Origin of the sequence: Xanthobacter sp. YC-JY1, from assembly GCF_021730305.1 — a bacterium.
Taxonomy (GTDB): domain Bacteria; phylum Pseudomonadota; class Alphaproteobacteria; order Rhizobiales; family Xanthobacteraceae; genus Xanthobacter; species Xanthobacter flavus.
In genome coordinates this window covers 3,404,491-3,427,566 of record NZ_CP032674.1, presented here as the reverse complement: position 1 = coordinate 3,427,566, position 23,076 = coordinate 3,404,491, and the positions used below count along the sequence as shown (strand labels likewise).

The following is a 23,076-nucleotide window of genomic DNA, read 5'->3' as shown; positions in this document are numbered from 1 at the left end:
GCCGAAGCTTCCCCTCCGCTTGCGCACATGGCTCGCCTCCCCGCCCCATGGCCGGGACGCAGGAGTTCGCACCTTGCGGGCAGCAGAGCTGGTGATGGCCAGGGTGGCGGTCGTCCTCCGATTGCGACCTGAGACCCGTTCTTCTTTTTCTTATTGAATTCTTATGATTCGTTATCTTGTGTGGCATCAGTTGAAGCGGTATCGGCACCTTTGTCTGCCGATCATTCGGCAATTCATTGTGGGAACACTTGGCAAAGACGGTTGCCGGACTTCCATAAGTGTCTGATAAGTATGTTATTTGCCGACAGATGCCGCAGCGTTCCGAGTCCCGCCCGGGTTCGTTTATTTGTGCTGTTGCCGGGGGTGTTGTGCTTTATATCGCTCGTGTTTTCGCCAAGATGGAATCTTGATGGGTCTTGTTCTGAGAAAATATTCAGAGATCGTCGCGGCCCATGCAGGCGGCCGGGCGGTGAAGATGTCGGCGAAGCCGGCAGAATACGCGGGAGAGACTGCTTTGCCGATGTGCCATGGCCGTGCTTCCCATCGGCTGTCCATCACCCGGATTTTCGCGGTGTGCCTTCTGGCGACGGCAGGCGCGCTCGCGCTGGCGTCGTGCGGTGAGGAGGAGGAGCGCCGACCGGTTGCCTCCAGCGCAGCTTCGGCTCCAGAGGCCGCGCCGCCGTCCGGGGTCGGGAGTGCCAAAGGGGTCGCTGCCCGGGGCGGTCCGGCGCGAGAATGGCTTGATGTGGGTGATGACACCCCGCCCGAAGTTTTTCTTGCCACGCGGTCTGCGCCGGCCGGAGCGCCCGCGTCGGCCGAGGCCGTGGCGGAGATCGCGACGCTTTTGAGCGAGGCCGACGCCGTGTTCGACGAGAACCGTCGCATGCTGGCCAACCGCACGCTCCAGCTGGAGCGCATGCTCGGCGAAATTTCTGTGGTCGAAAGCCCGCAGGCGCTGCTCGGGGGTTTCATCCAGGTCGGTCGCGCGATCAGGCGGATCGGCTATAGTGATTTGTGCCAGCACTATTTCAATCTGCGGGCCGCCGGGGCGAGCCGTGACGACGCCCTCGCCACGCTTGCCGCGCCGGCGGCCGAACGGAGGAACCCATGAGCGTCCACCCCGCCACGCGCGCCTCGTTGCCGCGAGGCATCGCGGGCGCGGACGATCAGGCGGGCGCAGCGGAGGCGTCGGTGCGCCGGGTGTCGCTGCGCACCCGCGTGCTTGGCGCTGTGCTCGTCATCAATCTGGTCGCCGCCGTGGTGGCGGGCGCCGTGGTGGTGGTGAATGCGCGGGTCGCGGCCGGACGCGAGATGGTGGCCTCCGTCGAAATGGCCGAGAACATGGTCCGCGAGGTGGCCGAGCGCGTGGCCAGCGAGCAGGGCACGACCCTCGCGGCGGCCTTTCCGCCGCATCTGCGTCACCTGCGCCATGTGCGTATCTCCCTCGAGGGACCGGACGGGCGCCCGGCCGTGCTACCCGCCGATGGCGCGCCCGCGAATGGAGAGGCGGCGCCCTCCTGGTTCGCTCGTCTGATCGGCGTTTCGCAGGTCACGCGCCGGATCGACGTGGTGGCCGATGGCATCCTTATCGGCCGGGTGCGGATCGAGGGCGTTCCCGACGACGAGGTGGCCGAGGTCTGGGACGACGTGTTCGATTTCGCCAGCGTCGCGCTTGCTGTGAATTTCGCCATTCTCTCGGCCCTGTTCGTCGCCCTGGGACAGGTGAGGCGGGATCTCTCGCGCTTCCGCGGTGCTCTGGACGAACTGGAGCACAATGGGTTCGCCTGCCGCGTCGAGCCGCCCCGGACCCGCGAACTCGCCGAGGTGGCGGAGCGCTTCAACGCCTTTGCCGAAACCCTCGGCGCGGCGCGGGAGGAGAATGCTCACCTCTATGCCCGCCTCGTGAGCCTGCAGGAGGACGAGCGCCGCCAGATCGCCGGCGATCTGCACGACGAGCTGGGGCCGCTCATGTTCGGCCTGAAGGCCAGCGCCGATTCGCTCGCTCGCCTCGCGGCCACGGCCCCTGCTGAAAATGCCGAGCGCATGGTGGCGCGGGCGAAGAGCCTCATCGAGATCGTCGAGCGGATGCAGGTCGCCAACCGCCGCCTGCTCACCCGCATCCGCCCCGCCGCGCTCGACCACGTGCCGCTCAAGGACGTGCTTTCCAGCCTCGTCGCCGATTTCCGCCAGCACGATCCCGAGCGGCGATTCGCTCTGGAGACCGGGGTGCTCGCCGATCACTACGAGCCGTCTTTCGACGCGACCGTCTATCGCTGCGCGCAGGAGGGTGTGACCAACGCGCTCAAGCACGGCAATGCCCGTTCCGTGCGCATCATCGTCGGCGAGGAGGGGCGACGCGGCGCAGAGGGGATGCTGCGCCTTGTCGTCGCGGACGACGGGAAGGGGCCACCGGCCATTCCATCGATGGGCCACGGCCTCTCGGGCATGAAGGAGCGGGTGCGCGCGCTGGGCGGCAGCTGCCGGCTGGAGCGGGGCAACGAAGGAGGGGCGCGCCTTTTTGTGGAGCTTCCCATCCCGTTGGGGCATTCTACCTCCGCGTCCCCGTCCTCCGCCGAGGGTAGGCGCGTGCGTTCAGGGCCAGGGCATCCGGTATGACCAGCGTTCTCCTCATCGACGACCATCCCATCGTGCTGCAGGGCTGCCGGCACCTGCTGGAGGATGCGGGCGTCTCGGACCTGATGGAGGCTCAGACGGCGCTGGCCGGCTATCGCCTGTTCCGGCGCAAGCGGCCGGATGTGGTGATCGTCGATCTCGCGCTCAACGGCAGCGGCCTCGCCGGGCTCGCATTGGTGCGGCGGCTGAGGGCGCAGGCGGCGCGCATGCCGATCCTGGTCTTCAGCATGCATGCGGACCCGGTGATCGCCAGCCGCGCGCTGGAGGCCGGCGCGACCGGCTATCTCCTGAAGGACACCTCGCCCGACGATCTCCTCGAAGCCTTCGAAAAGGTGCGGCGCGGCCAGCCCTACATCAGCCACGACCTCGCGCTGGAGGTGGCCCTGCTCGGCACGCGCGGGCGGAGCGGCGTGATGGCTGACCTCACTCCGCGCGAGTTGCAGGCGCTGGCGCTCCTTGCCGAAGGCAAGGCCTACGGCCAGATCGCCGACGAACTGGGCGTCAGCTACAAGACGGTGGCCAACACCTGTTCCCAGCTCAAGGCCAAGCTCGGGGCGACAAACCTCGCCGAGCTGATTCACCGCGCCATCCAGTACGTGGCCGGCGCCCCCGCGGGACGGATGAAGAACTAGTCTCGCCCCTCTCGGCGAGTCCGAGCCTGACAGCCTTTGCCGTCGGCAGCGGACATCGCGATAGTCCCTCTCAACCACCAGAGTGGACGCGTCACCCGAAAGCCATCCGCAGATTTGGTACCTGGCCGCCGAACACATGGACGCGGCAGATCGCCCTTCGTCCACAAGCCATTGAGATTTGGTGGGCCCGGCAGGACTCGAACCTGCAACCTAACCGTTATGAGCGGTCAGCTCTAACCATTGAGCTACAGGCCCCCAAAGTGCGGCATGTTCCTGCTGCTCTATCAATCCTGCCTCTCCGGAACAACAGATTCCCGCCCGCCCGCGAGCCGCATGCCCTTAGGATGGGGATGGGGACGGGGGCGGGCCCGCCGCAATGGCGCCGTGTTCGCGCTGTCGTCTGCGCATCCAAGTCCCGGTGACAGAAAACCCGGGGCCGAACGAGGATACTTCCATGCGTCATTCGCCGGCCCGCATCGTTTCCCTCCCGCGCGCCGCGGCCAGTACGGCCGCCGTGTTCGCGGCGGCCTTGGCCGCAACGCTTGCCGTTGCGGGGCCTGTGGCTGCGGCGGCCACCATCACGGTGGTGGGCGAGGCGAAGCGCACCGCGCCGCCGGATATGGCGGTGCTCACCACCGGGGTCGTCACCAACGCCAAGACCGCTGATGACGCGCTCGCCGCCAATTCCAAGGCGGTGTCGGAGGTGATCGCGGCGCTGAAGGCGGCCGGCATTGCGCCGAACGACATCTCCACCTCCTCCTTCTCCATCCAGCCGCAGCAGTCCTATCCGCAGCCGCCGTCGCGCGAGCAGCCCAAGCTGATCGGCTTCGAGGTGCGCAATTCGGTGCGGATCACGGTGCGCGATCTCGGCAAGCTCGGCGGCCTCCTGGACAAGGTGGTTCAGTCCGGTGCCAACCAGGCTTCCGGCCTCTCCTTCTCCCTCGCCGACACCGACCGTCTGGAAGGCGAGGCGCGCGCCGCCTCGGTGAAGGATGCCATCGAGCAGGCGAAGGGCGTCGCGGCGGCCGCGGGGCTTCGGCTCACGCGCATCATGTCAATCCAGCCCGAGGGGCAGAGCGGCGGACCCATCATGCCGGCGCCCATGATGATGAAGGCGGATTCAGCCCGCATGGCCGTGCCGGTCGAGGCTGGGGAGATCGAGGTGCGGGCCCGCACCGTCCTGGTCTATGAGGCCGAGCCCCAGTGAGGGGCGGGCCGCCGGCCGGCGAAATTTCGTCGCCGCAACGCTTTATGATAGATCAGTCTTGATGACCGATTCTTCCGTCGGCGGGCGGAGAAAGAGGTCCTCGGTCGCGTAGGCTCCTCTTTCCGCTCCCCCGCTCCTGGATCGCCCATGGCGCCTTGGTCGGACTGGCCCCATCTTTCGGTCGCCAAGGGCGCCTCGACCGGGCGCAGGGTGCAGTATGCCGCCTTGCCGTATCGCGTCAGGCGCGACGGCGAGGTGCAGATCCGCCTCATCACCTCCCGTGAGACGCGGCGCTGGGTGATTCCCAAGGGGTGGCCCATGAAGGGCCTCACACCGCCCAAGACCGCCGCGCGCGAATGCTATGAGGAGGCTGGCCTCGTCGGCGTGGTCTCCCGCGAGCCGCTCGGCTCTTACACCTACGAGAAGCGCCTCGGCACCCGCTCGGTGCTTTGCGACGTTCTGGTGTTCCCGCTCAAGGTGAAGCGCCTGCTGCAGAAGTGGCCGGAACGGTTCCAGCGTTACGGCTTCTGGTTCTCCATCGAGACCGCTGCGGCAGCGGTTCAGGAGGAGGACCTCTCCGAGCTGATCCTGTCCTTCGGCGCCATCATGGCGCGACGCTGGGAGGAAGCGCAGGCCGAAGCCGCGGGCGCCGCCGAAGCGTCTGAGGCCAAGGAGAAGCCGGCGAAAGCGAAGGCGACCAAGGCCCGGGACGGCAAAGCCAAGGTCGCCAAGGGCAAGGACGCTGCGACCGAGGAGGCCGAGCCCGAGGCGCCGAAGGGAAAGCCGCCGAAGGAGCCGAAGCCGGCAAAGACTGCCGCGAAGTCGGCAAAGGCTAAGGAGACCAAGGCGAAAGCGGGTAAGGCGAAGTCCGCGAAGGGCGGCGCGGCGCTTGCCATGGACCCGGAAAACCTGTCGCTGGCCGATGAGGCGCAGGAGAACGACGCTGCGCCGGTCGCCCGGACCAAGGGCGCCAAGGGCAAGGCGACCAAGGCGCTTGCAGCAGCAAAGGCGAAGGCAGCCCCGGTCCCTGTTGCCGATGCAGGGGCGGCAAAAACGGGGGCGAGGGCCAGGGGCGCTGCCAAGACGACGGTCGCCAAGGCGGTCAGGACCGCGACGGTCGCAAAGTCGGCGAAGGCCAAGGCGGCAAAGTCCAAGGCCTCCCCGAAACCGGCAAAAGTTGCGTCCGCCAAATCCGCGTCGGGCAAAGCTGCGCCGGTCAGGAAACCAGCTGTGAAGACTGCGGGGGCAAAGACCACGATAGCCAAGACCACGACAGCCAAGTCTGCGAAATCGCCGCTCGCGTCCGCTTCGGAGAGCGCCATTGCCAGCAAGAAGGCGCAGGCTCGCAAGGCGGCCGCGCCCAAATCGGCACCCAAGTCTACCTCCAAGCCGAAGCGCTAAGGGGGTGCGCCGACGCGCCTTCGCGCCGGCGTGGCCGTATCAGGGAAGCGGCGCCACGGCCCGGCGGTACAGGTGCCATGTGGCGTGCCCCAGAACCGGCAGCACGAAGATCAGCCCGAGGAAGGCCGGCGCCGTGCCGATGGCGATCAGCGCCACGACGCAGATGCCCCACAGGATCATCGGCCCGGGGCTGGTGAGCACCGCCTGCACGCTGGTGATCATCGCGGTCACCACGTCGAGATTCCGGTCCATGAGCAGCGGGAAAGAGATGACGGTGATGGAGAAGAGCCCCAGCGCCAGCGCCGCACCGATCACGTGGCCTACCGCCAGGAAGGCGATGCCGTCCGAGGTGGTGAACAGCACCTTCAGGAAGTCGTTGAGCGTGGCGAAGGAGGCGAAGCCGAGGAACAGCGCGAGCAGCAGCCGCACCTGATACATCCAGATGATGAAGGCGAAGATGGTGACGAACGCCATCCACCCCAGCTCGCGCTGGCGCTGGGCGAAGATGGTGGACAGGACGCCGTTCCACGTGGGCTCTCGCCCCGCCTCAAGTTCCCGGCTGACATCGTAGAGCCCGGCCGCCACGAACGGACCGATCAGCACCGATCCGGCGAAGAGCGGATAGGCGAGATAGCCCAGCTCGAAGAAGAAGACGCAGGCGACGATGGCGAGACCACCCGCCGCATAGAGCGCGCCGAACGCAAGGCCGAAGGCCGGGGCCCGGGCGAAGTCCGACAATCCCTCGATGAGCGAGGCCTTAACGTCCGCGAACGTCACCGCCCGGACCGCCGGCATCGCCTGCACGGCCTGTGGCCGGTTCTCCACCGTATCCACCATCTTCACCTCCCGAATTCTTCTCTTTGGAAGAAGACTGGGAGGGGAACGGGGGGTTGTAAAGGGCTTCGCTCAAGGCAGGCCGAAAGTGCTAGGCGCGGAGCGCGAGCGGAAGGCCTTATCCGGTCAGCATCTCGATGCGGGCGGTCGCCATGCGCATCCGCCCCGCGAGCAGGATGGCGAGGTTGCGCATGATCCGGTCGGCGGCGCGGGCATGGGTCTCCTGGAAGGCGCGGAACTGGTCCGCCGTCACCTCCACGCACACCGCCTCCGTGTCGGCCCATACGTCCGTGCTGCGCGGCTGCTCGATGAGCGCCATTTCCCCGAAGACCATGCCGGGAATCATGGTGGAGAGCCGCACGTCTCCCACCGAGCGCGCACTGACCATGCCCCGCAGCAGGAAATAGACCCTGGCCGGCGGCTCGTTGGCGGAGATGATCCGTGTGCCGGCCGGGAATACGACGCGGGTGCCGAGCCTGGACAGATCGGCCAGCTCCTGGGGGGAAAGGCCCGCCAGCAGCGCCTGTCGGCTGAGGTCCGCCTCCACCTCGATGCGCGAGAAGCCGCCGTGGCGGTACACCACCTGATCCTCGGCCCATTCCACCGCCGCGTCATAGGTGGGGAAGATGCGCACGCGCACGCCCTGCTCGCGCAGGGCCTTCAGCTGGGGCGTGAGCGGGGAGGCGGCCTCGACGCCGGCGATGACCGCTGTGGTGGCGGCCGGCAGCTGGTTCTTGATGAGGCCGGTCAGCAGCCTCAGGCCCGCATCGGTGATGGTGGCGACGCGGTGCAGGTTGAGGATGAGGAATTCCGGCACGCCCGCGGGGTCGGTGAGGCGCCGGGTCACGTAGTCCATGGAGGCGAAGGAGAGCTTTCCGGCCAGCTCGATGGCACGGATGGCGCCGGAACGGGCGGAGAGGATGTCCTGCTCGTGCGGCTGCCGGCCCGGCTTGGACGGCACGGTGCGGAAATCATAATCGGCGACGATGCAGGTGCGCACATCGTCCCGCCGCGACAGCATGTGCAGGTCGAAGGCTTCGGAAATCGCCTCGCAGGTGCGGATGCCGCGCACGCTGTTGCCGTGCATGTCGAGGCGGGGGGAGAAGGTGCCGAGACCGAGCTGGGAGGGCAGAGCGGCAAGGATCCCGCCACCGACGCCGCTCTTCGCCGGCACGCCCACGCGGTAGATCCACTCGCCGGCGAAGTCGTACATGCCTGACGAGCTCATGACCGCCAGGGTGCGCGCCACCGCATAGTTCGACGCCACAGTGACGCCGGTGAGCGGGTTGACGCCGTGGTTGGCGAAGGTCGCGCCCATCACCGCAAGGTCTCGGGCGGTGACCAGCACGGAGCACTGACGGAAATAGACATCGAGCAGCCGGTCCACGTCGCCCGTGACGCCGCCATAGGTGCGCAGGAGGTAGGCGATGGCGCGGTTGCGGTCGCCGGTGGAGCGCTCGCTCTCGAACACCGCCTCGTCCACGCCGAGGTCGCGTCCGGCGAAGCGGCCGAGGGCCTGGCGGATCAGCTCGAACGCATCCCCGCCGGTGCTTTCCGCAATCAAACCCGAGCAGGCGATGGCGCCCGCATTCACCATGGCGTTGAACGGCTTATTGTCGGCCCGAAGGCGGATGGAGTTGAATGCCTCGCCGCTGGGCTCCACGCCGATGGCTGCCTCCACCCGCTCCGCCCCCAGCAGATCGAGCGCGAGGGCGAACACCATGGCCTTCGACACCGACTGGATGGTGAAGGGCACCCGCGTGTCGCCCGCCTCATAGACATGCCCGTCCGTGGTGGCGACGGCGATGCCGAAATGGTCGGGATTGGCCTTGCCCAGCTCCGGGATATAGGAGGCGACCTCGCCCTCGTCGATGCGGGAGAAGTCCGCGTGCGTGTCCTTCAGGAACCGCAGCAACGGGGTCTCGAGGGTGGTCGAGGGATGGGGCAAGGTCAGGCTCCGCAAATCACATCCAGTGAAACGCGACCTGAGCCATGATGCAATGCCGCAAAACAGCCGTCGCGTTGACGGAGGGAGAGCGGAGGAAGGCAGCGCGCGCGCCGCCCGTGCGCTGCGAAGAGGCGAGGGCGGTCAAGCTGACTCACCGGGAAAGATCGCGGCCTCGCACTACGCCTATGCCGTGTCCGGCCGCCGGAGAGGCGGTCCGTCTCAGTTCACGCAATTGCGCGGCGGGAAAAAGCCAGCCTCACGGCGCTCGCCTAAGGCCGGCTCCGGCGACTATTTCTTGCTGAGGGCGCCGAGGGCGGCCTGACAGGGCGGGGTTGCCTGCTCCTTCTTGCCCTGCATGCACTGGACCACGCGCCCGCCGCCGGGCTGCACGTCGCCGCACAGCTTCTTCACGTCCGCAGAGCAGGCGGTGCGCAGGGCCTGGGCCTGTTCTGCGGTGAGGGTGGCGGCGGTCTGCGCCGGAGCCGGGCCGGCGCAAAGGGCCAGAAGGGGGAGCGCGAGGAAGGAGGCGCGGAGCGAGAGGGTCATCGGCAGGATCCTCGTGTTGTTGCGTCGGGTCGACGCCTGACCCTCGCGGCGCGAGGTTGCACGGGCGTTCCCCGAGGGTAACGAATCGCGACGGAGTGTAACCTCCCTGCCGCGGCAGAAAAGCGACACCCGCCGCGCCTCAGTTCCCCTCACCGGGAAGCTTCGTGCCGGTGATTCGGGCATAGAGGCGGGCGACAGAGGCGTCGTCGTCGCGGCCCATGCCGGCGGCGGAGGTGGCGAGGAACATCTGCAAGGCGGCGGCCGAGACCGGTACCGGGAACTTCGCGCTGCGCGCCATGTCCTGGATGATGCCGAGGTCCTTCACGAAGATGTCCACCGCGCTTTTCGGCGTGTAGTCGCCATCGAGCACGTGCGGCATGCGGTTCTCGAACATCCAGCTGTTGCCGGCCGAGGCGGTGATCACCTCGTAGACCTTTTTCAGGTCCAGCCCCTGCCGCGCGGCGAAGGCCATGGCCTCGCTGGCGGCGGCGATGTGCACGCCGGCGAGGAGCTGGTTGATCATCTTGAAGGCGGCGCCCTGACCCGGCGCGTCACCCAGCGCGTAGAGCTTGGCGGCCATGGCGTCGAGGGCCGGCTTGGCTTTAGCGAAGGCGGCGGCGCTGCCGGACGCGAGGATGGTAAGCGCCCCTTCCGCCGCCCGTTGGGCGCCGCCGGAGATGGGGGCGTCGAGATAGTGCCGTCCGGTGGCTTCCAGCCGTGCGGCGAGGCTGAGGGCGATGTCCGGGTCCATGGTGGCGGATGAAATGAAAACCGCGCCTTCGGGCAGCGTCTCGGAGACGCCGGAAGGCCCGAACAGGATGGCCTCGGTCTGCGCGGCGTTGACCACCACGCTGACCACCATGTCCGCCCCTTCGGCCGCCTCTGCCGGAGAAGTCGCACCCCGCCCGCCCGCCGCGACGAAGCGCTCTACCGCGGCCGCGCCCACATCGCAGCCGGCGACATCGAGTCCCGCCCGCAGCAGCGATTGCGCCATGCCGAAGCCCATGGAGCCGAGGCCGATCACGCCCGCGCGTCCGGCGCCTTGGTTGCCCGCTGTTCCTTCCGCCTGCTCGGCCATGGCCGTTTCCCCGTGTCTCGGCCGCCTGTTGGCCCGGCGGCATCCGGAGCCTTTTGTAGGAGCCTGCCGGCAGGGGATCAAATCGTTTTAGCCGCGGTGCTGTTCACGCTTGCCAAGGGGGGTCCGCTTCGCTTTTGTGCGTCGGCGGAACAAGCGGAGGCCGGCCATGGACGAGACCAGACTGCGGGAGGAGATCTGCCGCTTCGGGCGCTCCTTGTTCGAGCGGGGGCTGACGCCCGGCTCGTCCGGCAATATCAGCCTGAGGCTCGACGACGGCGGATGGCTGGTGACGCCCACCAATGCCTCCCTCGGCTTCCTTGATCCCGCGCGCATCTCCCGCCTCGACGCTGCGGGACGGCTCCTGAGCGGCGATCCGCCCACCAAGGAAATCCCGCTGCATTCGGCGCTCTACGAGACCCGCGGCACGGCGCGGGCCATCGTGCACCTGCACTCGACCCACTCGGTGGCGCTCACCATGCTGCCGGAGATCGATCCGCGCGCGGCCTTGCCGCCCATGACGCCCTATTACCTCATGCGTGCCGGGCAGACTGCGCTTCTGCCTTATTATCGGCCGGGCGATCCCGCCGTCGCTGACGCGATCCGGGGCCTTGCCGGCCGCTACACTTCAGTGCTCTTGGCCAATCACGGTCCGGTGGTTGCGGGAGACACGCTGGAGGCTGCTGTCTTCGCCACCGAGGAGCTGGAAGAGACGGCGAAGCTCTATCTGCTGCTACGCGGCCTTAACCCGCGTTATCTGTCGCCGTCGCAGGTGGACGACCTGGTGAAGACCTTCGGCCTCACGCTTCCGGCGCCGGATGCCCATCATGACCACGACGACGCGCACGGCGGTCATGCCCACCCGGGCGAGGACTGACCAGCCCCGGAACGAAAAACGGCGCCCCGGGGACCGGAGCGCCGTTTGAGGGGATGAACCTGTTGCGTCAGTAGACGCCGGCGCTGCGGGCCGGGGCAGAGGACGCGGCCGGTTTTGGCGCGGCGGCGGCTGGCTTGGGCGTGCCGGCCGGCTTGGCCGCATCGGGCTTCGCGCCATTGGGCTTCGGCTTCTTGGTGGCGGCGCCGGGGGCGGCGAGGGCCACCTTCAGCGGCTTGTCCATGGCCACCATCTGCGACAGCGTGGCGAACTTGTAGCCCTTGGCGGCCAGCTCATCGAGGATGCGCGGCATGGCATCCACGGTGGTGGCGTAGATATCGTGGGAGAGTACGATGGCGCCCGGCTTCACCTGCGCCATGATGGCGTCATGCACCGCCTGGCTGTTGCGATTCTTCCAGTCGTTGGGGTCCACCGACCAGTTGACGATGGTCAGGCCGTATTTGTCCTCGATGTAGCTGCGCAGCGTCGGCTTCATGGAGCCGTAGGGCGGGCGCAGATAGATCGGGCGCTTGCCGGTGACCTGGAAGATGGCTTCGGAGGTGTTGCCCAGCTCCTTGTCCACCGCCGCCTGGCTGATGCGGGTGAGCTGCGGATGGCTCCAGGAATGGCTGCCGATCTCGTGGCCCTCGTCGGCGATCATCTTGAGCACTTCGGGGTGCTTGGCGACCATGTTGCCGAGCACGAAGAAGGTCACCTTGATGTTGCGCTCGCGCAGGATCTGCAGGAGCCGCGGCGTCGTCTCCGGGTTCGGGCCGTCGTCGAATGTCATGGCGATGTAGGAGCCATCCACGTCGAACGACTTGTAGGTGTAGTTCTTGCGCGGCGTGACCGGCGGCGGGGCGGCAGGCTCCGGCGCGGGGGCCGGCACCGGCTGGGCCGCAGCGGCGGCGCTCTTCTGCGCGGCGGTCGCGCCCTTGCCCTGGGCGGCCTGTCCGGAAGCCGGGTTCGCCGGCTGGGAAATGGACTGGGTGGTCGCCGGGCCGTCATCCCTGGCCGACAGAAGCGGGCTGATGGCCATGCCTGCGCCAACGGCGGCGGCGGCCACAAATCCGGTAACGATGAGGAGCGGCTTCACGGCGGCGGTATCCCGGCCTTAGGTTCCATCTGTCTCGAAGCCTCACGTGTTTTTGTGGATAAATCGTGAAGTGCGCGGGGCCCTCGTGCCTTTTTTGCCCGATTTGTCGGGTTTTCACCTGCCCCCTCACGGACTTGGGCTGCTGGATACCTCTGCGGCATCGCGGGCGTGGTGCTCAGTGAAAGTCCCGCGACTTGGGAAGCACCCTTACGTCACGTGGATGCTTGCGCGGATGCTGGGGGTGGGCGAACTCGTCGGCCCGCGCCACCTCCATCCGCGGCTGCCGCACTCGGGAGAGCAAAGCGAGGTCGGCGGTGCGGTCGGCGAGACGCTGGGCCATGAGGTGGACGACCCCCTCCGGGCTCTTCTGGATGCGTCCTTCCACCAGCAGCAGGCGCGCGCCCATCACCTCGCGTCGGAAGCGTTCCAGCGTCCGCTCCCACAGGACGATGTTGGTGATGCCGGTCTCATCCTCGATGGTGATGAAGATGGCCTTGCCGTTACCCGGCCGCTGGCGCACCAGAACCACGCCGGCATTGCGGGCGAAGGCGCCGTCCTTCAGCGCAGACGTCTCGGCGCAGGTGAGGATGCGCTCTTTCCGGAAATGGTCGCGCAATTCGCCCATGGGGTGCCCCTTCAGGGAAAGGCGCACCGTCTGGTAGTCGGCGACGATGTGCTCCGAGCGCGCCATGCGCGGCAGCGTCACCTCCTCCTCGACGCCCAGTTCGCGGGCGTCCGCCGCGGCGAACAGGGGTAACGCGTCGTCATCCGGCAGGCGGCGGGCGTGCCAGAGCGCGGCGCGGCGGTCGAGGCCCATGGAGCGGAAGGCATCGGCATCGGCGAGCAGTTTCACCGCACGGGTGGGCAGGCGCGCGCGGCGGGCGAGGTCCTCGATGCTCGCGAAAGGCCTGGATCGTGCCGCTGCGAGGCGCTCGCCCCATTCGGCGTGAAAGCCATCCACCTGCCGGAAGCCGAGACGCAGGGCGAGCGCGCCGTCTTCCCGGCGTTCCAGCGTGTTGTCGTGATGGCTGAAATTGACGTCGATCGGGCGCACCTCCACGCCGTGCTCATGGGCATCGCGCACGATCTGCGCCGGAGCGTAGAAGCCCATGGGCTGGGCGTTGAGCAGCGCGCAGGCGAAGGCGGCCGGGTGGCGGCACTTGATGTAGGAGGAGATGTAGACGAGCTTGGCGAAGGATGCGGCGTGGCTTTCGGGAAAGCCGTAGCTGCCGAAGCCCTTGATCTGCTCGAAGCAGCGCGCAGCGAAGTCGCGCTTGTAGCCGCGCGCCACCATGCGCTCCACCATCATGCTCTCGAACTCCTGGATGGTGCCGAGATTGCGGAAGGTGGCCATGGCCCGGCGCAGGCGGTTCGCGTCCTTGTCAGAGAAGCGGGCGGCGACCATGGCGAGTTTCATGGCCTGCTCCTGGAACAGGGGCACGCCCATGGTCTTGCCGAGGACGCCGTGGAGTTCATCCCACCGGCCTTGATCGGGGGAAGGGGAGGGGAAGTCCACCTTTTCCAGCCCGTTGCGGCGCCTCAGATAGGGGTGAACCATGTCGCCCTGGATCGGCCCGGGCCGCACGATGGCGACCTGGATGACGAGATCGTAGAATTTTTGCGGTTTGAGGCGTGGCAGCATGTTGATCTGCGCCCGGCTCTCCACCTGGAACACGCCGATGGAATCCCCGCGCGAGAGCATGGCATAGACATCCGCCTGCGCGCCCGGCACGTCGGCGAGGCCCCAGTCGATGCCCTCGTGATCCCGCATCAGGTCGAGGGCTTTCCGGATGCAGGTGAGCATGCCGAGCGCCAGCACATCCACCTTCATCAGGCCGAGGACGTCGATGTCGTCCTTGTCCCATTCGATGAAGGTGCGGTCCGCCATGGCGGCGTTGCCGATGGGCACGGTGTCGTCGAGCCGGCCACGGGCCAGCACGAAGCCGCCCACGTGCTGGGAGAGGTGGCGGGGCGCGCCCATCAGCCGGCCGGCCAGTTCCACCGCACGGCGGATGAAGGGGTTCGACGGATCGAGCCCCGCCTCGCGGATGTGCGCGTCTGAAATATCGCGGCCCCAACTGCCCCACTGGGTGGAGGCGAGGCGCGCCGTGACGTCCTCAGTCAGCCCAAGAGCCTTGCCCACGTCGCGGATGGCGCTGCGCGGGCGGTAGTGGATGACGGTGGCGACGATGCCCGCGCGGTGGCGGCCGTATTTGTCGTAGATGTGCTGGATCACCTCCTCGCGCCGCGCGTGTTCGAAATCCACGTCGATGTCGGGGGGCTCGCGCCGTTCCTCGGAGATGAAGCGGGCGAACAGGAGGTCGTTGTCGGCGGGATCCACGGCGGTAATGCCGAGCACGTAGCAGACGGCGGAATTCGCCGCCGAGCCCCGTCCCTGGCAGAGGATGCCCTGGCTCTCGGCGAAGCGCACGATGTCGTGGATGGTGAGAAAGTAAGGCGCGTACTTGAGCTTGCGGATGAGGGCCAGTTCGTCTCTCAGCAGCTTTTCCACCTTCTCCGGCACCCCTTCGGGATAGCGCACGGCGGCACAGCGCCAAGTCAGTTCCTCAAGCCACGCCTGCGGCGTCCAGCCGGGGGGCACCGGCTCCTCGGGATAGTCATATTTCAGCTCCTTCAGGGTGAAGTCGATGCGGGCGAGGAGCGCCCCGCTCTCCGCCACCGCCTCGGGGGCGTCGCGGAACAGGCGGGCCATCTCGGCGGCAGGCTTGAGGTGGCGCTCGGCATTCGCCAGGAGCCGCCGCCCAGCCTCGGCGATGGTGGTGCTCTCGCGCACGCAGGTGAGGATGTCTTGCAGATCGCGCTCCTCGGGCGTTGCGTAGAGTACATCGTTCACCGCCAGCAGCGGCACGCCGGCGGTGCAGGCGATGGCCTTCAGCGCGGCAAGGCGGCGGCGGTCGGCGCCGGAGAAGGGCATGTCGACGCCGAGCCACACTGCACCGGGGGCGGCCTCGCCAAGGCGGGAGAGGAGGGGCGGAAGATCGCTTCCGTCTTCGCCCGGCATCACGATGAGCATCAGGTCTCGCGGGTCAGCGAGGAGGTCGGCGAGAGAAAGATGGCAGTCGCCTTTCTTCGCCCGCCGGTTGCCGGTGGTCAGCAGGCGGCAGAGCCGGCCCCAGCCGGCGCGGGTCGAGGGATAGGCGATGATGTCCGCCGTGCCATCGCAGAAGACGAGCCGCGCGCCTGTCACCAGCCGGAAGGCGCGAGCGCGGGCGGCGACGGCGCGCTTGGCATCCGCCTCTGGATCGTCGGCTTCCAGATCCTCGTCAAGGGCGCGCAGATCCTCCAGCGCGCTATAGGCCCGCACCACGCCAGCCACCGTATTGCGATCCGCGATGCCGAGCCCGTCGAGGCCGAGGCCGACAGCTGTGCGCACCAGATGGGCCGGCGCGCTGGCCCCCCGCAGGAAGGAGAAATGCGAGGCCGCGGCCAGCTCCGCATAGACGGGCGCGCTCACGGGAACAGCCCGTGGAGGAACCATTGCGGCGTCGACGTCTCCCGCCCGTAGGTGCCTTCGCGATAGAGCCAGAAGCGGCGGCCCTGCGTGTCCTCCACGCGGAAATAGTCGCGCGTCAGGCCCGGTCGGTTGCCATCGAGGGCGGTCCACCATTCCGGCGCGATGCGCTCCGGCCCCTCGGCCCGCGCCACCTCGTGCAGCACCCGCCGCCAGCGGAAGCGCAAAGGCGGGCCGTCCGGCACCTGGGCCAGCGTCTCCACCGGCTCGGGCACGGGAAACATGGCCGGCGGGCGGGCGAGGGGGGCGTCCGCCGCCGCCGGCTCGGCCCAATCGTGCGCGAGTGCTTCCCGGCTGCGCCATGCTTTTTGCGCTGGCACCCGCACGGTGGCCCGCTCGGGAATATGGCTGTCCTGCGCGGCAAGGCAGGTGACGCGGCGCGGCCCCAGCCGGGCGGAGAGGGTGTCCACCAGCTGGTCGAGCCCCGCGCCGGCCGGCTCGGCGCCGAAGCCGGACTGGGTGGCGGCCAGCGGTTCGGCCGCGGTGACGGACAGGCGGATCACGTCATAGCCGAAGCCGGGGTCCAGCGGATCGGCCAGCGCCGCCAGCCGCTCGCGGAATAGGCCGGCGAGGCGTGCCCCGTCGCGCAGGGGCGCCGCCGTGCCCGCCGCCACACGTCGCACGGCGCCATCGCTGCGGAAGAAGGCGGCCTCGAAGCGCCGTCCGCCCTCGCCATGCCGCTCCAGCACGCCGGCGAGGTCGCGGGCAAGGTCGGCGAGCACGGCGCGGGCGGTCGCCTCGTCGCCCATGGGCTCGGCGAAGCGCCGTTCCGCCACATAGACGGGCAGGGGATTGAGCGGGGAAATGGGCGGCGAGGCAGCGCCGCACAGCTCGTCCAGCCGCTCCACCAGGACGCTGCCGAAACGGGCGGCAAGCGCCGCGCGGGGCTTGCCGGCGATGTCGCCGATGCGCACCAGCCCGAGATAGGCGAGGCTCCGCCCCGCCTCCGCATCCAGGCCGAGGGCGTCCACCGGCAAGGGCGCGACGGCTTCCCGATCGCCTCCCGCCGGCACCACCTGTCCCGGCCGCCAGCGGGCGAGGGCGAGGGCAGCACGCGCCGTTCCGGCCACCGCGCCGCAGGCGGCAAGCCCGGTGGCGGCGAGCCGTTCCGTCATGGCAGACAGCAGGGCCGCCTCGCCGCCGAACAGATGGGCGCAGCCGGTGATGTCGAGGACGATGCCGTCCGGCCCGGACACGGCGACGAACGGCGTCCAGCGTTCGCACCACGACGCAATGGCAGTGAGCAGTGCCGCGTCCGCCGCCGCATCCGCCTCCACCGCCTCGGTCTGCGGGACACGGGCCTGCGCATCCGCCAGCGTGAGGCCGGGATGGAGGCCGAGGCGGGCGGCGGCTGCGTCCACCGCGGCGATGCGGCGGGCATTGGCCTTCACCTCCACCGTGACCAGCGGCGGATCAGCCGGTGCGGCGCCAGCCGAAGACGACATGCGACGCCCCCGCCGGCTGCGGTGCAGCCGGTCGGTCGGCAGGCGCGGCAGGAAGAGCGCGGCGAGGCGCCGGGGTGAAGCGTCGGGCATGGGCATTCCATTCCACGGTGAAGTGGCCGGTGGGTCCGAGGCGGTTGCGCTCGATTTCCAGCGCGAAGGCGGGCGGGCCGAGGCAGAAGGCCGGCACATCCCCCGCCACGCGAGAGGGGGCCGCAGCAACCCGCCAGCGGGTAGCGGCGGCGGAAGGGCCAGGGTCCGCCCCCGGCCGCAGCAGGAGGGACGGCACGCCGGAACGCTCGCTGCGCAAGGCGAGCCGGCGGGTGGCTGTGAGATCGATGAGGCGCGGGGATCCCCAGGGCTCGGCCACCACCAGCCCGAGGGCGCCATGGCCAAGGGCTTCCTCTGCGGCGCCCAGCGTGTCGGCGGCGTCTGCGGCGGCCACCAGGATCAGGCGGGAGGGATCGAGCCCGAAGGCGGCGCAGCCGGGGCCGTAAATGTCGCCCCCCTCCAGCGCTGCCATGTCCTGCCGCACCCACAGCACCGGCTTGCGGGTGCCGGCCGCGAGCGCGAGGGCGAAACCGAGCACGGCAGCGGCATTGCCCTTCTCGGCCGGGAAGGCCTCGTGCAGCGCATCGCGGGCCAGCCCGCCCCCCAGCGCCTCGTCCAGGGAGCCCCCAAGGGACAGGCGCGGCCGGGCGGGACCGTCCGGGAGGCCGGACAGCCGTTCCATCTCGACGATGCGGCGGCGAAGAGCCGCCAGATCCTCGCGCTGGGCCTGCTGAGGGTGGGGAAAGGAGGGCATGGATGGACGCCAAATGTTCCTATTTTGTTCTCATTTAAAAGGACTCCGGCAGGGCTGAATGTCAACCGTACGGAGGTCCGGCAGCAGGGCCTGCGGGGGCTGGAGCGGACCCGGCGCAGGCGGGTGCAGTGGTGCGGGCTTGTCCCCATGATTCACAGATAAGGTATCATGAAACCGTTGTGGTGAGGTGCAAACCTCCCCTTAACGCCCCCGCCCTAGTGTCCTCGAAACGGCGCCGGTGCTGCGGATTTCGGATTCCCATGTCTTCCTTCAACCGTCCTCCGAGACCTTTTGCGTATCCTTCCTACGCTCCGGACGACTCGTTCGATCCACCTCCCGCCGATTCTGGCGCAGAGCGCGGCCTGCCCTCGTTCTACGAGCGGATTCCGGAATACGATCCGGCCATCCACGACGGCGCCTTCGAGGCTGTCGAAACCAATAGTTGGATCGACCTGGAGCTGGTCCCTAGCTGGCTGCGGCCGTTCACCCTCGACGCCAACACCCGCTTCACCCGCACCCCCGACCATCTGCTGCGCCCCCGCGAGCCGGGCGCCCCCCCGCTGCCGAGCATGCCGCCCGTCCTGCCGCAGGTGCCCACCCCGGTCACGACCCAGGGGTCGAGCCGCGGCTGGCACTTCCTGTTCGAGCCGGCGGACGATGCGGTCCAGCCGGCGGCGCAGCCCGTCGCCAAGCTTGCGGATATCCCCGAGGAGACCGGCTTCGCCGCGCCCGCCGCCGCGCCGGAAGAGGTGACGGCGGCCCCCGTCGTCCTGCCTCCTGTTGAGGAAGAAACCGTCGCGGCGGCCTGTGAGCCCTTCGCTTCCGAGGTCGCGCTTGCGGAGGCTGCCCCGGGCGAGGAGATTCTGACGGAAGCGGCCGCGCCTGCGCTCCTTGAGGCTGACATTGCGCCGCAGGCTGTGGCTGAGGCAGCTTCGGAGGTCGATACGGCCGATGTCCCGGATCACCTGTGGAGCCTGCTGCGCCTCGTCGTCCTAGGCCGCGCCGCCACCCCGCCCGCTCCGGCCGGGGAGCAGGACCTTGATCCTGCGCCCGCAGAGACGGGCAATGCGGAAGACGACCTGGTGGAGAGCGAGGCCCCGGCGTTCGAGGCGTTATCCGACGCCGAGGAGGCTGCCGACTTCTACGAAGACGAGGTTTCCGAGGCGGACGCCTCCGAGGACGATGAACTCGAGGACGAAGACTCCGAGGACGATGAGGTCGCCGAACTGGAAGGCGACACGGACGACGCCGAGGAGGAGGGCGAGGAAATCGACCTTTCCGAGGACGACGACGAACTGGACGAGGAGGACGGGGCACTCTCCTCCGAGTTGGAGGACGATGAACTTGAAGACGACGAACTCGAAGACGATGTCTTCGAGGACACGGACCTGACGGACGAGGAAGACGAGGAACTCGACACCGAACTCGACGAGGATGAGCCGGAAGACGCCGCCGTGCTTGAAGGCGAGGATCAGGACGAGGCCGAAGCCGAGGATGAATCCCTACCCCTCGCGGCCGGGTCGATCCTGTCGGGCGAAGCGTTCGCGTCCTGGCGGCCCTACCAGCAGAGCATCAACGCCCAGTTCTTCGGCGCCCTGCATTCGGCTGCCACGTCCGCTCCCGCGGCCTCGGCAGCAGCGCCAGCAGCGTTGGATGCCGTCGCCCCCGTTCCGGTGCAGGCCGTTGGAACCCTCCTGCCCGAGCCTGCTCCTGCAGCGGCGGAGGCCGCGGAAGGCCCTTATTTCCTCCCCCCCCTCGACCTGCTGCGCGAGCCGCCGGTGGTGGAGCCGGACTATGAGTTGTCCGAGGAATTCCTCGACCAGTCCTCCACCATGCTGCAGCAGGTGCTGCGCGATTTCGGTGTGCGGGGCGAGGTGATCGACGCCAATCCCGGCCCGGTCGTCACCCTCTACGAATTCGAGCCGGCGCCGGGGGTGAAGTCCTCCCGCGTCATCGGCCTGTCGCCGGATATCGCCCGTTCCATGAGCGCGGTGTCCGCCCGCGTGGCGGTGGTGGAGGGGCGCAACGTCATCGGCATCGAGCTGCCCAACCGGCGGCGCGAGACCGTGTGGCTGCGGGAGCTTCTGGCCAGCCACGAATTCGCCGATACCCACCCCAAGCTCGGCCTGTGCCTGGGCAAGACCATCGGCGGCGTTCCGGTGATCGCCGACCTCGCGCGGATGCCGCACCTGCTGGTCGCCGGCACCACCGGCTCGGGCAAGTCGGTGGCCATCAACACCATGATCCTGAGCCTGCTCTACCGGCACACGCCGGAAGCCTGCCGGCTCATCATGATCGACCCGAAGATGCTGGAGCTCTCGGTCTACGAGGGCATCCCGCATTTGCTCACCCCCGTCGTCACCGATCCCAAGAAGGCGATCATCGCGTTGAAATGGGCGGTGAAGGAGATGGAGGAGCGCTATCGCAAGATGAGCCGCCTCGCCGTGCGGAACATCGACGGCTACAACGCCCGCGTCCGGGAAGCCGCGGCGAAGGGCGAGATCATCACCCGCAACGTGCAGGTGGGGTTCGATCGCGAGACCGGGGAGGCCCTGTTCGAGGAACAGGAGATGGACCTGACCGCGCTGCCCTACATCGTCGTCATCGTCGACGAGATGGCCGACCTGATGATGGTGGCGGGCAAGGAGATCGAGGGCGCCATCCAGCGCCTCGCGCAGATGGCCCGCGCCGCCGGCATCCATCTGGTGATGGCGACGCAGCGCCCCTCCGTGGATGTCATCACCGGCACCATCAAGGCCAATTTCCCCACCCGCATCTCCTTCCAGGTGACCAGCAAGATCGACAGCCGCACCATCCTTGGCGAGATGGGCGCGGAAACGCTGCTGGGGCAGGGCGACATGCTGTTCATGGCCGGCGGCGGGCGCATCTCCCGCGTGCATGGGCCGTTCGTGTCCGACGGCGAGGTGGAGAAGGTCGTCGCCTTCCTCAAGGCACAGGGCGGGCCGGACTATATCGACGAGGTGGTTCTGGACGAGGATGCCGTGGCCGAGGACGATGACGAGGCGGTGTTCGACCGCTCCAGCATCGCTGATGCGGGCGGCGACCTCTACGAGCAGGCGGTGGCCATCGTCATGCGGGACCGCAAGGCCTCCACCTCCTACATCCAGCGCCGCCTGCAGGTGGGCTACAACAAGGCCGCTTCCCTCATGGAACGCATGGAAACCGAAGGCATCGTCGGCCCCGCCAACCACGCCGGAAAGCGCGAGATCCTCACCTTCTCCCGGCCGGGGTGAGAGGACGCGCGACCGGCGATCCTCCACCTTTGCCTCCCGCGCGCCCTCGGCTACCTTGTCAGCTTGATCCGGGCCAACCGGACGCGCGGTCGGGCCGCGGGATCGGGAGACGTTCAGTGGTGCAACCCTTCAGCGTGGTCCAGGGAGGCCGCATGGCTCAGGCATGCGCGGTCGGGCTGCGCGACATCTCCATCGCCTTCCCCGGCGCCAGCCGTGCGGCTTCGCCCTTCGTCGCGGTGCAGGGCGTCAATCTCGATCTGGTGGATGGCGAGTTCGTCGCCATCGTCGGCCCCACCGGCTGCGGCAAGTCCACCCTTCTCAACGCCGCCGCTGGCCTGTTGAAGCCGGCCTCCGGCACGGTGACGATCCACGGCAAGGCTCTCGCCGGCCTCAACCGCGCGGCCGGCTATCTCTTCCAGGCCGAGGCCCTGTTCCCGTGGAAAACGGCACTCGACAACGTGGCCATAGGCCTTGAGGTCGCCGGCACCGACACGGACGAGGCGCGCGCCCGTGCCCGCAAGTGGCTGGCCCGCGTGGGGCTCGCTGCCTTCGCCGATCGCTATCCCCACCAATTGTCCGGCGGGCAGAGGAAGCGCGTGGGCCTCGCCCAGGTGTTGATCCGCGATCCCAAGATCCTGCTCATGGACGAGCCGTTCGGCCCGCTCGACGCCCAGACCCGGCAGATCATGGGCAACCTCCTGCTCGATCTGTGGAGCCAGGACCGCAAGGCGGTGATGTTCGTGACCCATGATCTGGAGGAGGCGATTTCGCTGGCCGACCGGGTGGTTATCATGGGCGCGGGCCCGGCCTCGCGCATCATCGGCCAGTGGCGCGTGCCCATCCCCCGCCCGCGTGACATCGACGTGCGGCTGGAACCTGCCTTCCACCACCTTCACCGCGAGATCTGGGCGGCGCTGAAGGATGAAGTGGTGAAGGGTTATCGCCAGTCCGAGGTCGCGAGCTGAACCATGCGCAATCGTTTCACGCTGTTCACCCTGCAGGTGCTGGTGGCGGTGGTGCTGATCGCCATCTGGCATTTCGGCTCCACCATGAAGGTCAATATCCCGGCGCTCTCGCCCAAGCCCTTCTATCCGCTCGATCCCTTCTTCTTCTCGACGCCGCTCGCCGTTTTCGAGCGTACTTTCAAGGACTTCTACACGGGCGTGATCTGGTATCACCTCGGCATCACGCTCCTGGAGACCATGCTCGCCTTTGCCATCGGTGCGCTGGGCGGGGTGCTGGTGGGCTTCTGGTTCGCGCGCAAGGCGGTGATCGCAGCGGTCTTCGATCCCTATGTGAAAATGGCCAATGCCCTGCCGCGCGTGGTGCTGGCGCCGATCTTCGCTCTTTGGCTGGGGCTCGGCATCTGGTCCAAGGTGGCGCTGGGGGTGACGCTGGTCTTCTTCATCGTTTTCTTCAATGTCTACCAAGGTGTTAAGGAGGTCAGCCCGACGCTGCTCGCCAATGCCCGGATGCTCGGCATGAGCGAGCGCCAGCTGATGAGGAACGTGTTCTGGCCCTCCGCGCTCACCTGGATGTTCTCCTCGCTCCACACGGCGGTTGGCTTTGCGCTCGTGGGAGCGGTGGTGGGGGAATATCTCGGTTCGGCGGCGGGGCTTGGCTATCGCATCCACCAGGCGGAAGGGGTGTTTGACGTCACCGGCGTGTTCTCGGGCATGCTGGTGCTCTCCATCTTCGTCATCATCATCGACACGCTGGTGAGCGCAATCGAGAACCGCCTGTTGGTGTGGCGCCCCGCGCCGGCCGCGCAGGCGTAGAGAAAAACGGGAGGAAAA

17 protein-coding genes and 1 tRNA gene are annotated in these 23,076 nt (G+C 68.3%); 9 read left to right on the top strand and 9 right to left on the bottom strand.

Translation table 11 applies throughout. From position 1 onward, the window contains the following. Positions 1 to 409 precede the first annotated feature (409 nt). From D7006_RS16085 to D7006_RS16075, 3 genes are read left to right on the top strand one after another with little or no spacing between them, the layout of a single operon-like run. Positions 410 to 1,111, top strand: a complete 702-nt coding sequence (locus D7006_RS16085) for a hypothetical protein (RefSeq protein WP_237353735.1) — start codon at positions 410 to 412, stop codon at positions 1,109 to 1,111. Further along, positions 1,108 to 2,616: an ATP-binding protein gene (locus D7006_RS16080; protein ID WP_237353734.1), complete on the top strand. Its 1,509-nt coding sequence runs from the start codon at positions 1,108 to 1,110 to the stop codon at positions 2,614 to 2,616. Before D7006_RS16085 ends, D7006_RS16080 begins: the two co-directional genes overlap by 4 nt. Next, positions 2,613 to 3,266: a response regulator transcription factor gene (locus D7006_RS16075; RefSeq protein ID WP_229643772.1), complete on the top strand. Its 654-nt coding sequence runs from the start codon at positions 2,613 to 2,615 to the stop codon at positions 3,264 to 3,266. Before D7006_RS16080 ends, D7006_RS16075 begins: the two co-directional genes overlap by 4 nt. A gap of 179 nt (positions 3,267 to 3,445) precedes the next feature. Here the strand turns inward: D7006_RS16075 and D7006_RS16070 are convergent. Continuing rightward, positions 3,446 to 3,521: transfer RNA gene (locus D7006_RS16070), tRNA-Ile, on the bottom strand. 199 nt (positions 3,522 to 3,720) lie between these two features. Between D7006_RS16070 and D7006_RS16065 the strand changes: the two genes are divergently transcribed. Together D7006_RS16065 and D7006_RS25425 are read left to right on the top strand one after the other, a co-directional pair. Continuing rightward, positions 3,721 to 4,473: an SIMPL domain-containing protein gene (locus D7006_RS16065; protein WP_237353733.1), complete on the top strand. Its 753-nt coding sequence runs from the start codon at positions 3,721 to 3,723 to the stop codon at positions 4,471 to 4,473. Positions 4,474 to 4,620: 147 nt separating this feature from the next. After that, positions 4,621 to 5,874 carry an NUDIX hydrolase gene (locus D7006_RS25425; RefSeq protein WP_371744951.1) on the top strand — a complete coding sequence of 418 codons (1,254 nt, stop codon included), beginning with the start codon at positions 4,621 to 4,623 and terminating at the stop codon, positions 5,872 to 5,874. Positions 5,875 to 5,913: 39 nt separating this feature from the next. On the opposite strand, the gene D7006_RS16055 is transcribed toward D7006_RS25425, so the two are convergent. The 4 genes from D7006_RS16055 to ltnD form a co-directional block, all read right to left on the bottom strand. Continuing rightward, positions 5,914 to 6,711, bottom strand: coding sequence for a DUF2189 domain-containing protein (locus tag D7006_RS16055; protein WP_229643773.1), 798 nt, complete (start codon positions 6,709 to 6,711; stop codon positions 5,914 to 5,916). A gap of 115 nt (positions 6,712 to 6,826) precedes the next feature. Next, on the bottom strand, positions 6,827 to 8,662 hold the full coding sequence (gene glsA / locus D7006_RS16050; protein ID WP_371745120.1) for a glutaminase A: 1,836 nt from the start codon (positions 8,660 to 8,662) through the stop codon (positions 6,827 to 6,829). Between the two features lie 282 nt (positions 8,663 to 8,944). After that, positions 8,945 to 9,202 carry a cysteine rich repeat-containing protein gene (locus tag D7006_RS16045; protein ID WP_169122877.1) on the bottom strand — a complete coding sequence of 86 codons (258 nt, stop codon included), beginning with the start codon at positions 9,200 to 9,202 and terminating at the stop codon, positions 8,945 to 8,947. 139 nt (positions 9,203 to 9,341) lie between these two features. Continuing rightward, positions 9,342 to 10,280, bottom strand: coding sequence for an L-threonate dehydrogenase (gene ltnD, locus D7006_RS16040; protein ID WP_237353731.1), 939 nt, complete (start codon positions 10,278 to 10,280; stop codon positions 9,342 to 9,344). Between the two features lie 166 nt (positions 10,281 to 10,446). Here ltnD and D7006_RS16035 point away from each other — a divergent pair, with 166 nt between their 5' ends. Next, positions 10,447 to 11,154, top strand: a complete 708-nt coding sequence (locus D7006_RS16035; RefSeq protein WP_237353730.1) for an aldolase — start codon at positions 10,447 to 10,449, stop codon at positions 11,152 to 11,154. A 67-nt stretch (positions 11,155 to 11,221) separates the two neighbouring features. On the opposite strand, the gene D7006_RS16030 is transcribed toward D7006_RS16035, so the two are convergent. The 4 genes from D7006_RS16030 to D7006_RS16015 form a co-directional block, all read right to left on the bottom strand. After that, positions 11,222 to 12,247 (bottom strand): polysaccharide deacetylase family protein, encoded by a 1,026-nt coding sequence (locus tag D7006_RS16030; protein WP_237353729.1) that lies wholly within the window; start codon positions 12,245 to 12,247, stop codon positions 11,222 to 11,224. Positions 12,248 to 12,422: 175 nt separating this feature from the next. After that, positions 12,423 to 15,746 carry an error-prone DNA polymerase gene (locus tag D7006_RS16025; RefSeq protein WP_237353728.1) on the bottom strand — a complete coding sequence of 1,108 codons (3,324 nt, stop codon included), beginning with the start codon at positions 15,744 to 15,746 and terminating at the stop codon, positions 12,423 to 12,425. After that, on the bottom strand, positions 15,719 to 17,224 hold the full coding sequence (locus D7006_RS16020) for a DNA polymerase Y family protein (RefSeq protein ID WP_237356930.1): 1,506 nt from the start codon (positions 17,222 to 17,224) through the stop codon (positions 15,719 to 15,721). The genes D7006_RS16025 and D7006_RS16020 overlap by 28 nt, the downstream gene beginning before the upstream one ends. Then, on the bottom strand, positions 17,193 to 18,026 hold the full coding sequence (locus D7006_RS16015; RefSeq protein ID WP_237353727.1) for an ImuA family protein: 834 nt from the start codon (positions 18,024 to 18,026) through the stop codon (positions 17,193 to 17,195). Before D7006_RS16015 ends, D7006_RS16020 begins: the two co-directional genes overlap by 32 nt. 260 nt (positions 18,027 to 18,286) lie before the next feature. Between D7006_RS16015 and D7006_RS16010 the strand changes: the two genes are divergently transcribed. From D7006_RS16010 to D7006_RS16000, 3 genes are all read left to right on the top strand, one after another. Next, the gene (locus tag D7006_RS16010) at positions 18,287 to 21,280 is read left to right on the top strand and encodes a DNA translocase FtsK (RefSeq protein WP_237353726.1); all 2,994 of its coding nucleotides are present in this window, start codon (positions 18,287 to 18,289) and stop codon (positions 21,278 to 21,280) included. A 152-nt stretch (positions 21,281 to 21,432) separates the two neighbouring features. Beyond that, complete coding sequence (locus tag D7006_RS16005) at positions 21,433 to 22,245, top strand: ABC transporter ATP-binding protein (protein WP_237353725.1); 813 nt, start codon at positions 21,433 to 21,435, stop codon at positions 22,243 to 22,245. 3 nt (positions 22,246 to 22,248) lie between these two features. Beyond that, positions 22,249 to 23,058 carry an ABC transporter permease gene (locus D7006_RS16000; RefSeq protein ID WP_237353724.1) on the top strand — a complete coding sequence of 270 codons (810 nt, stop codon included), beginning with the start codon at positions 22,249 to 22,251 and terminating at the stop codon, positions 23,056 to 23,058. Positions 23,059 to 23,076: the final 18 nt, after the last annotated feature.

Bases quoted from the DNA above. Each gene is read 5' to 3' on its own strand.
- D7006_RS16085 (WP_237353735.1), top strand. From the start codon at position 410: ATGGGTCTTGTTCTGAGAAAATATTCAGAGATCGTCGCGGCCCATGCA.
- D7006_RS16080 (WP_237353734.1), top strand. From the start codon at position 1,108: ATGAGCGTCCACCCCGCCACGCGCGCCTCGTTGCCGCGAGGCATCGCG.
- D7006_RS16075 (WP_229643772.1), top strand. From the start codon at position 2,613: ATGACCAGCGTTCTCCTCATCGACGACCATCCCATCGTGCTGCAGGGC.
- D7006_RS16065 (WP_237353733.1), top strand. From the start codon at position 3,721: ATGCGTCATTCGCCGGCCCGCATCGTTTCCCTCCCGCGCGCCGCGGCC.
- D7006_RS25425 (WP_371744951.1), top strand. From the start codon at position 4,621: ATGGCGCCTTGGTCGGACTGGCCCCATCTTTCGGTCGCCAAGGGCGCC.
- D7006_RS16055 (WP_229643773.1), bottom strand. From the start codon at position 6,711: ATGGTGGATACGGTGGAGAACCGGCCACAGGCCGTGCAGGCGATGCCG.
- D7006_RS16045 (WP_169122877.1), bottom strand. From the start codon at position 9,202: ATGACCCTCTCGCTCCGCGCCTCCTTCCTCGCGCTCCCCCTTCTGGCC.
- ltnD (WP_237353731.1), bottom strand. From the start codon at position 10,280: ATGGCCGAGCAGGCGGAAGGAACAGCGGGCAACCAAGGCGCCGGACGC.
- D7006_RS16035 (WP_237353730.1), top strand. From the start codon at position 10,447: ATGGACGAGACCAGACTGCGGGAGGAGATCTGCCGCTTCGGGCGCTCC.
- D7006_RS16025 (WP_237353728.1), bottom strand. From the start codon at position 15,746: ATGGTTCCTCCACGGGCTGTTCCCGTGAGCGCGCCCGTCTATGCGGAG.
- D7006_RS16020 (WP_237356930.1), bottom strand. From the start codon at position 17,224: ATGTCGTCTTCGGCTGGCGCCGCACCGGCTGATCCGCCGCTGGTCACG.
- D7006_RS16015 (WP_237353727.1), bottom strand. From the start codon at position 18,026: ATGCCCTCCTTTCCCCACCCTCAGCAGGCCCAGCGCGAGGATCTGGCG.
- D7006_RS16010 (WP_237353726.1), top strand. From the start codon at position 18,287: ATGTCTTCCTTCAACCGTCCTCCGAGACCTTTTGCGTATCCTTCCTAC.
- D7006_RS16005 (WP_237353725.1), top strand. From the start codon at position 21,433: ATGGCTCAGGCATGCGCGGTCGGGCTGCGCGACATCTCCATCGCCTTC.
- D7006_RS16000 (WP_237353724.1), top strand. From the start codon at position 22,249: ATGCGCAATCGTTTCACGCTGTTCACCCTGCAGGTGCTGGTGGCGGTG.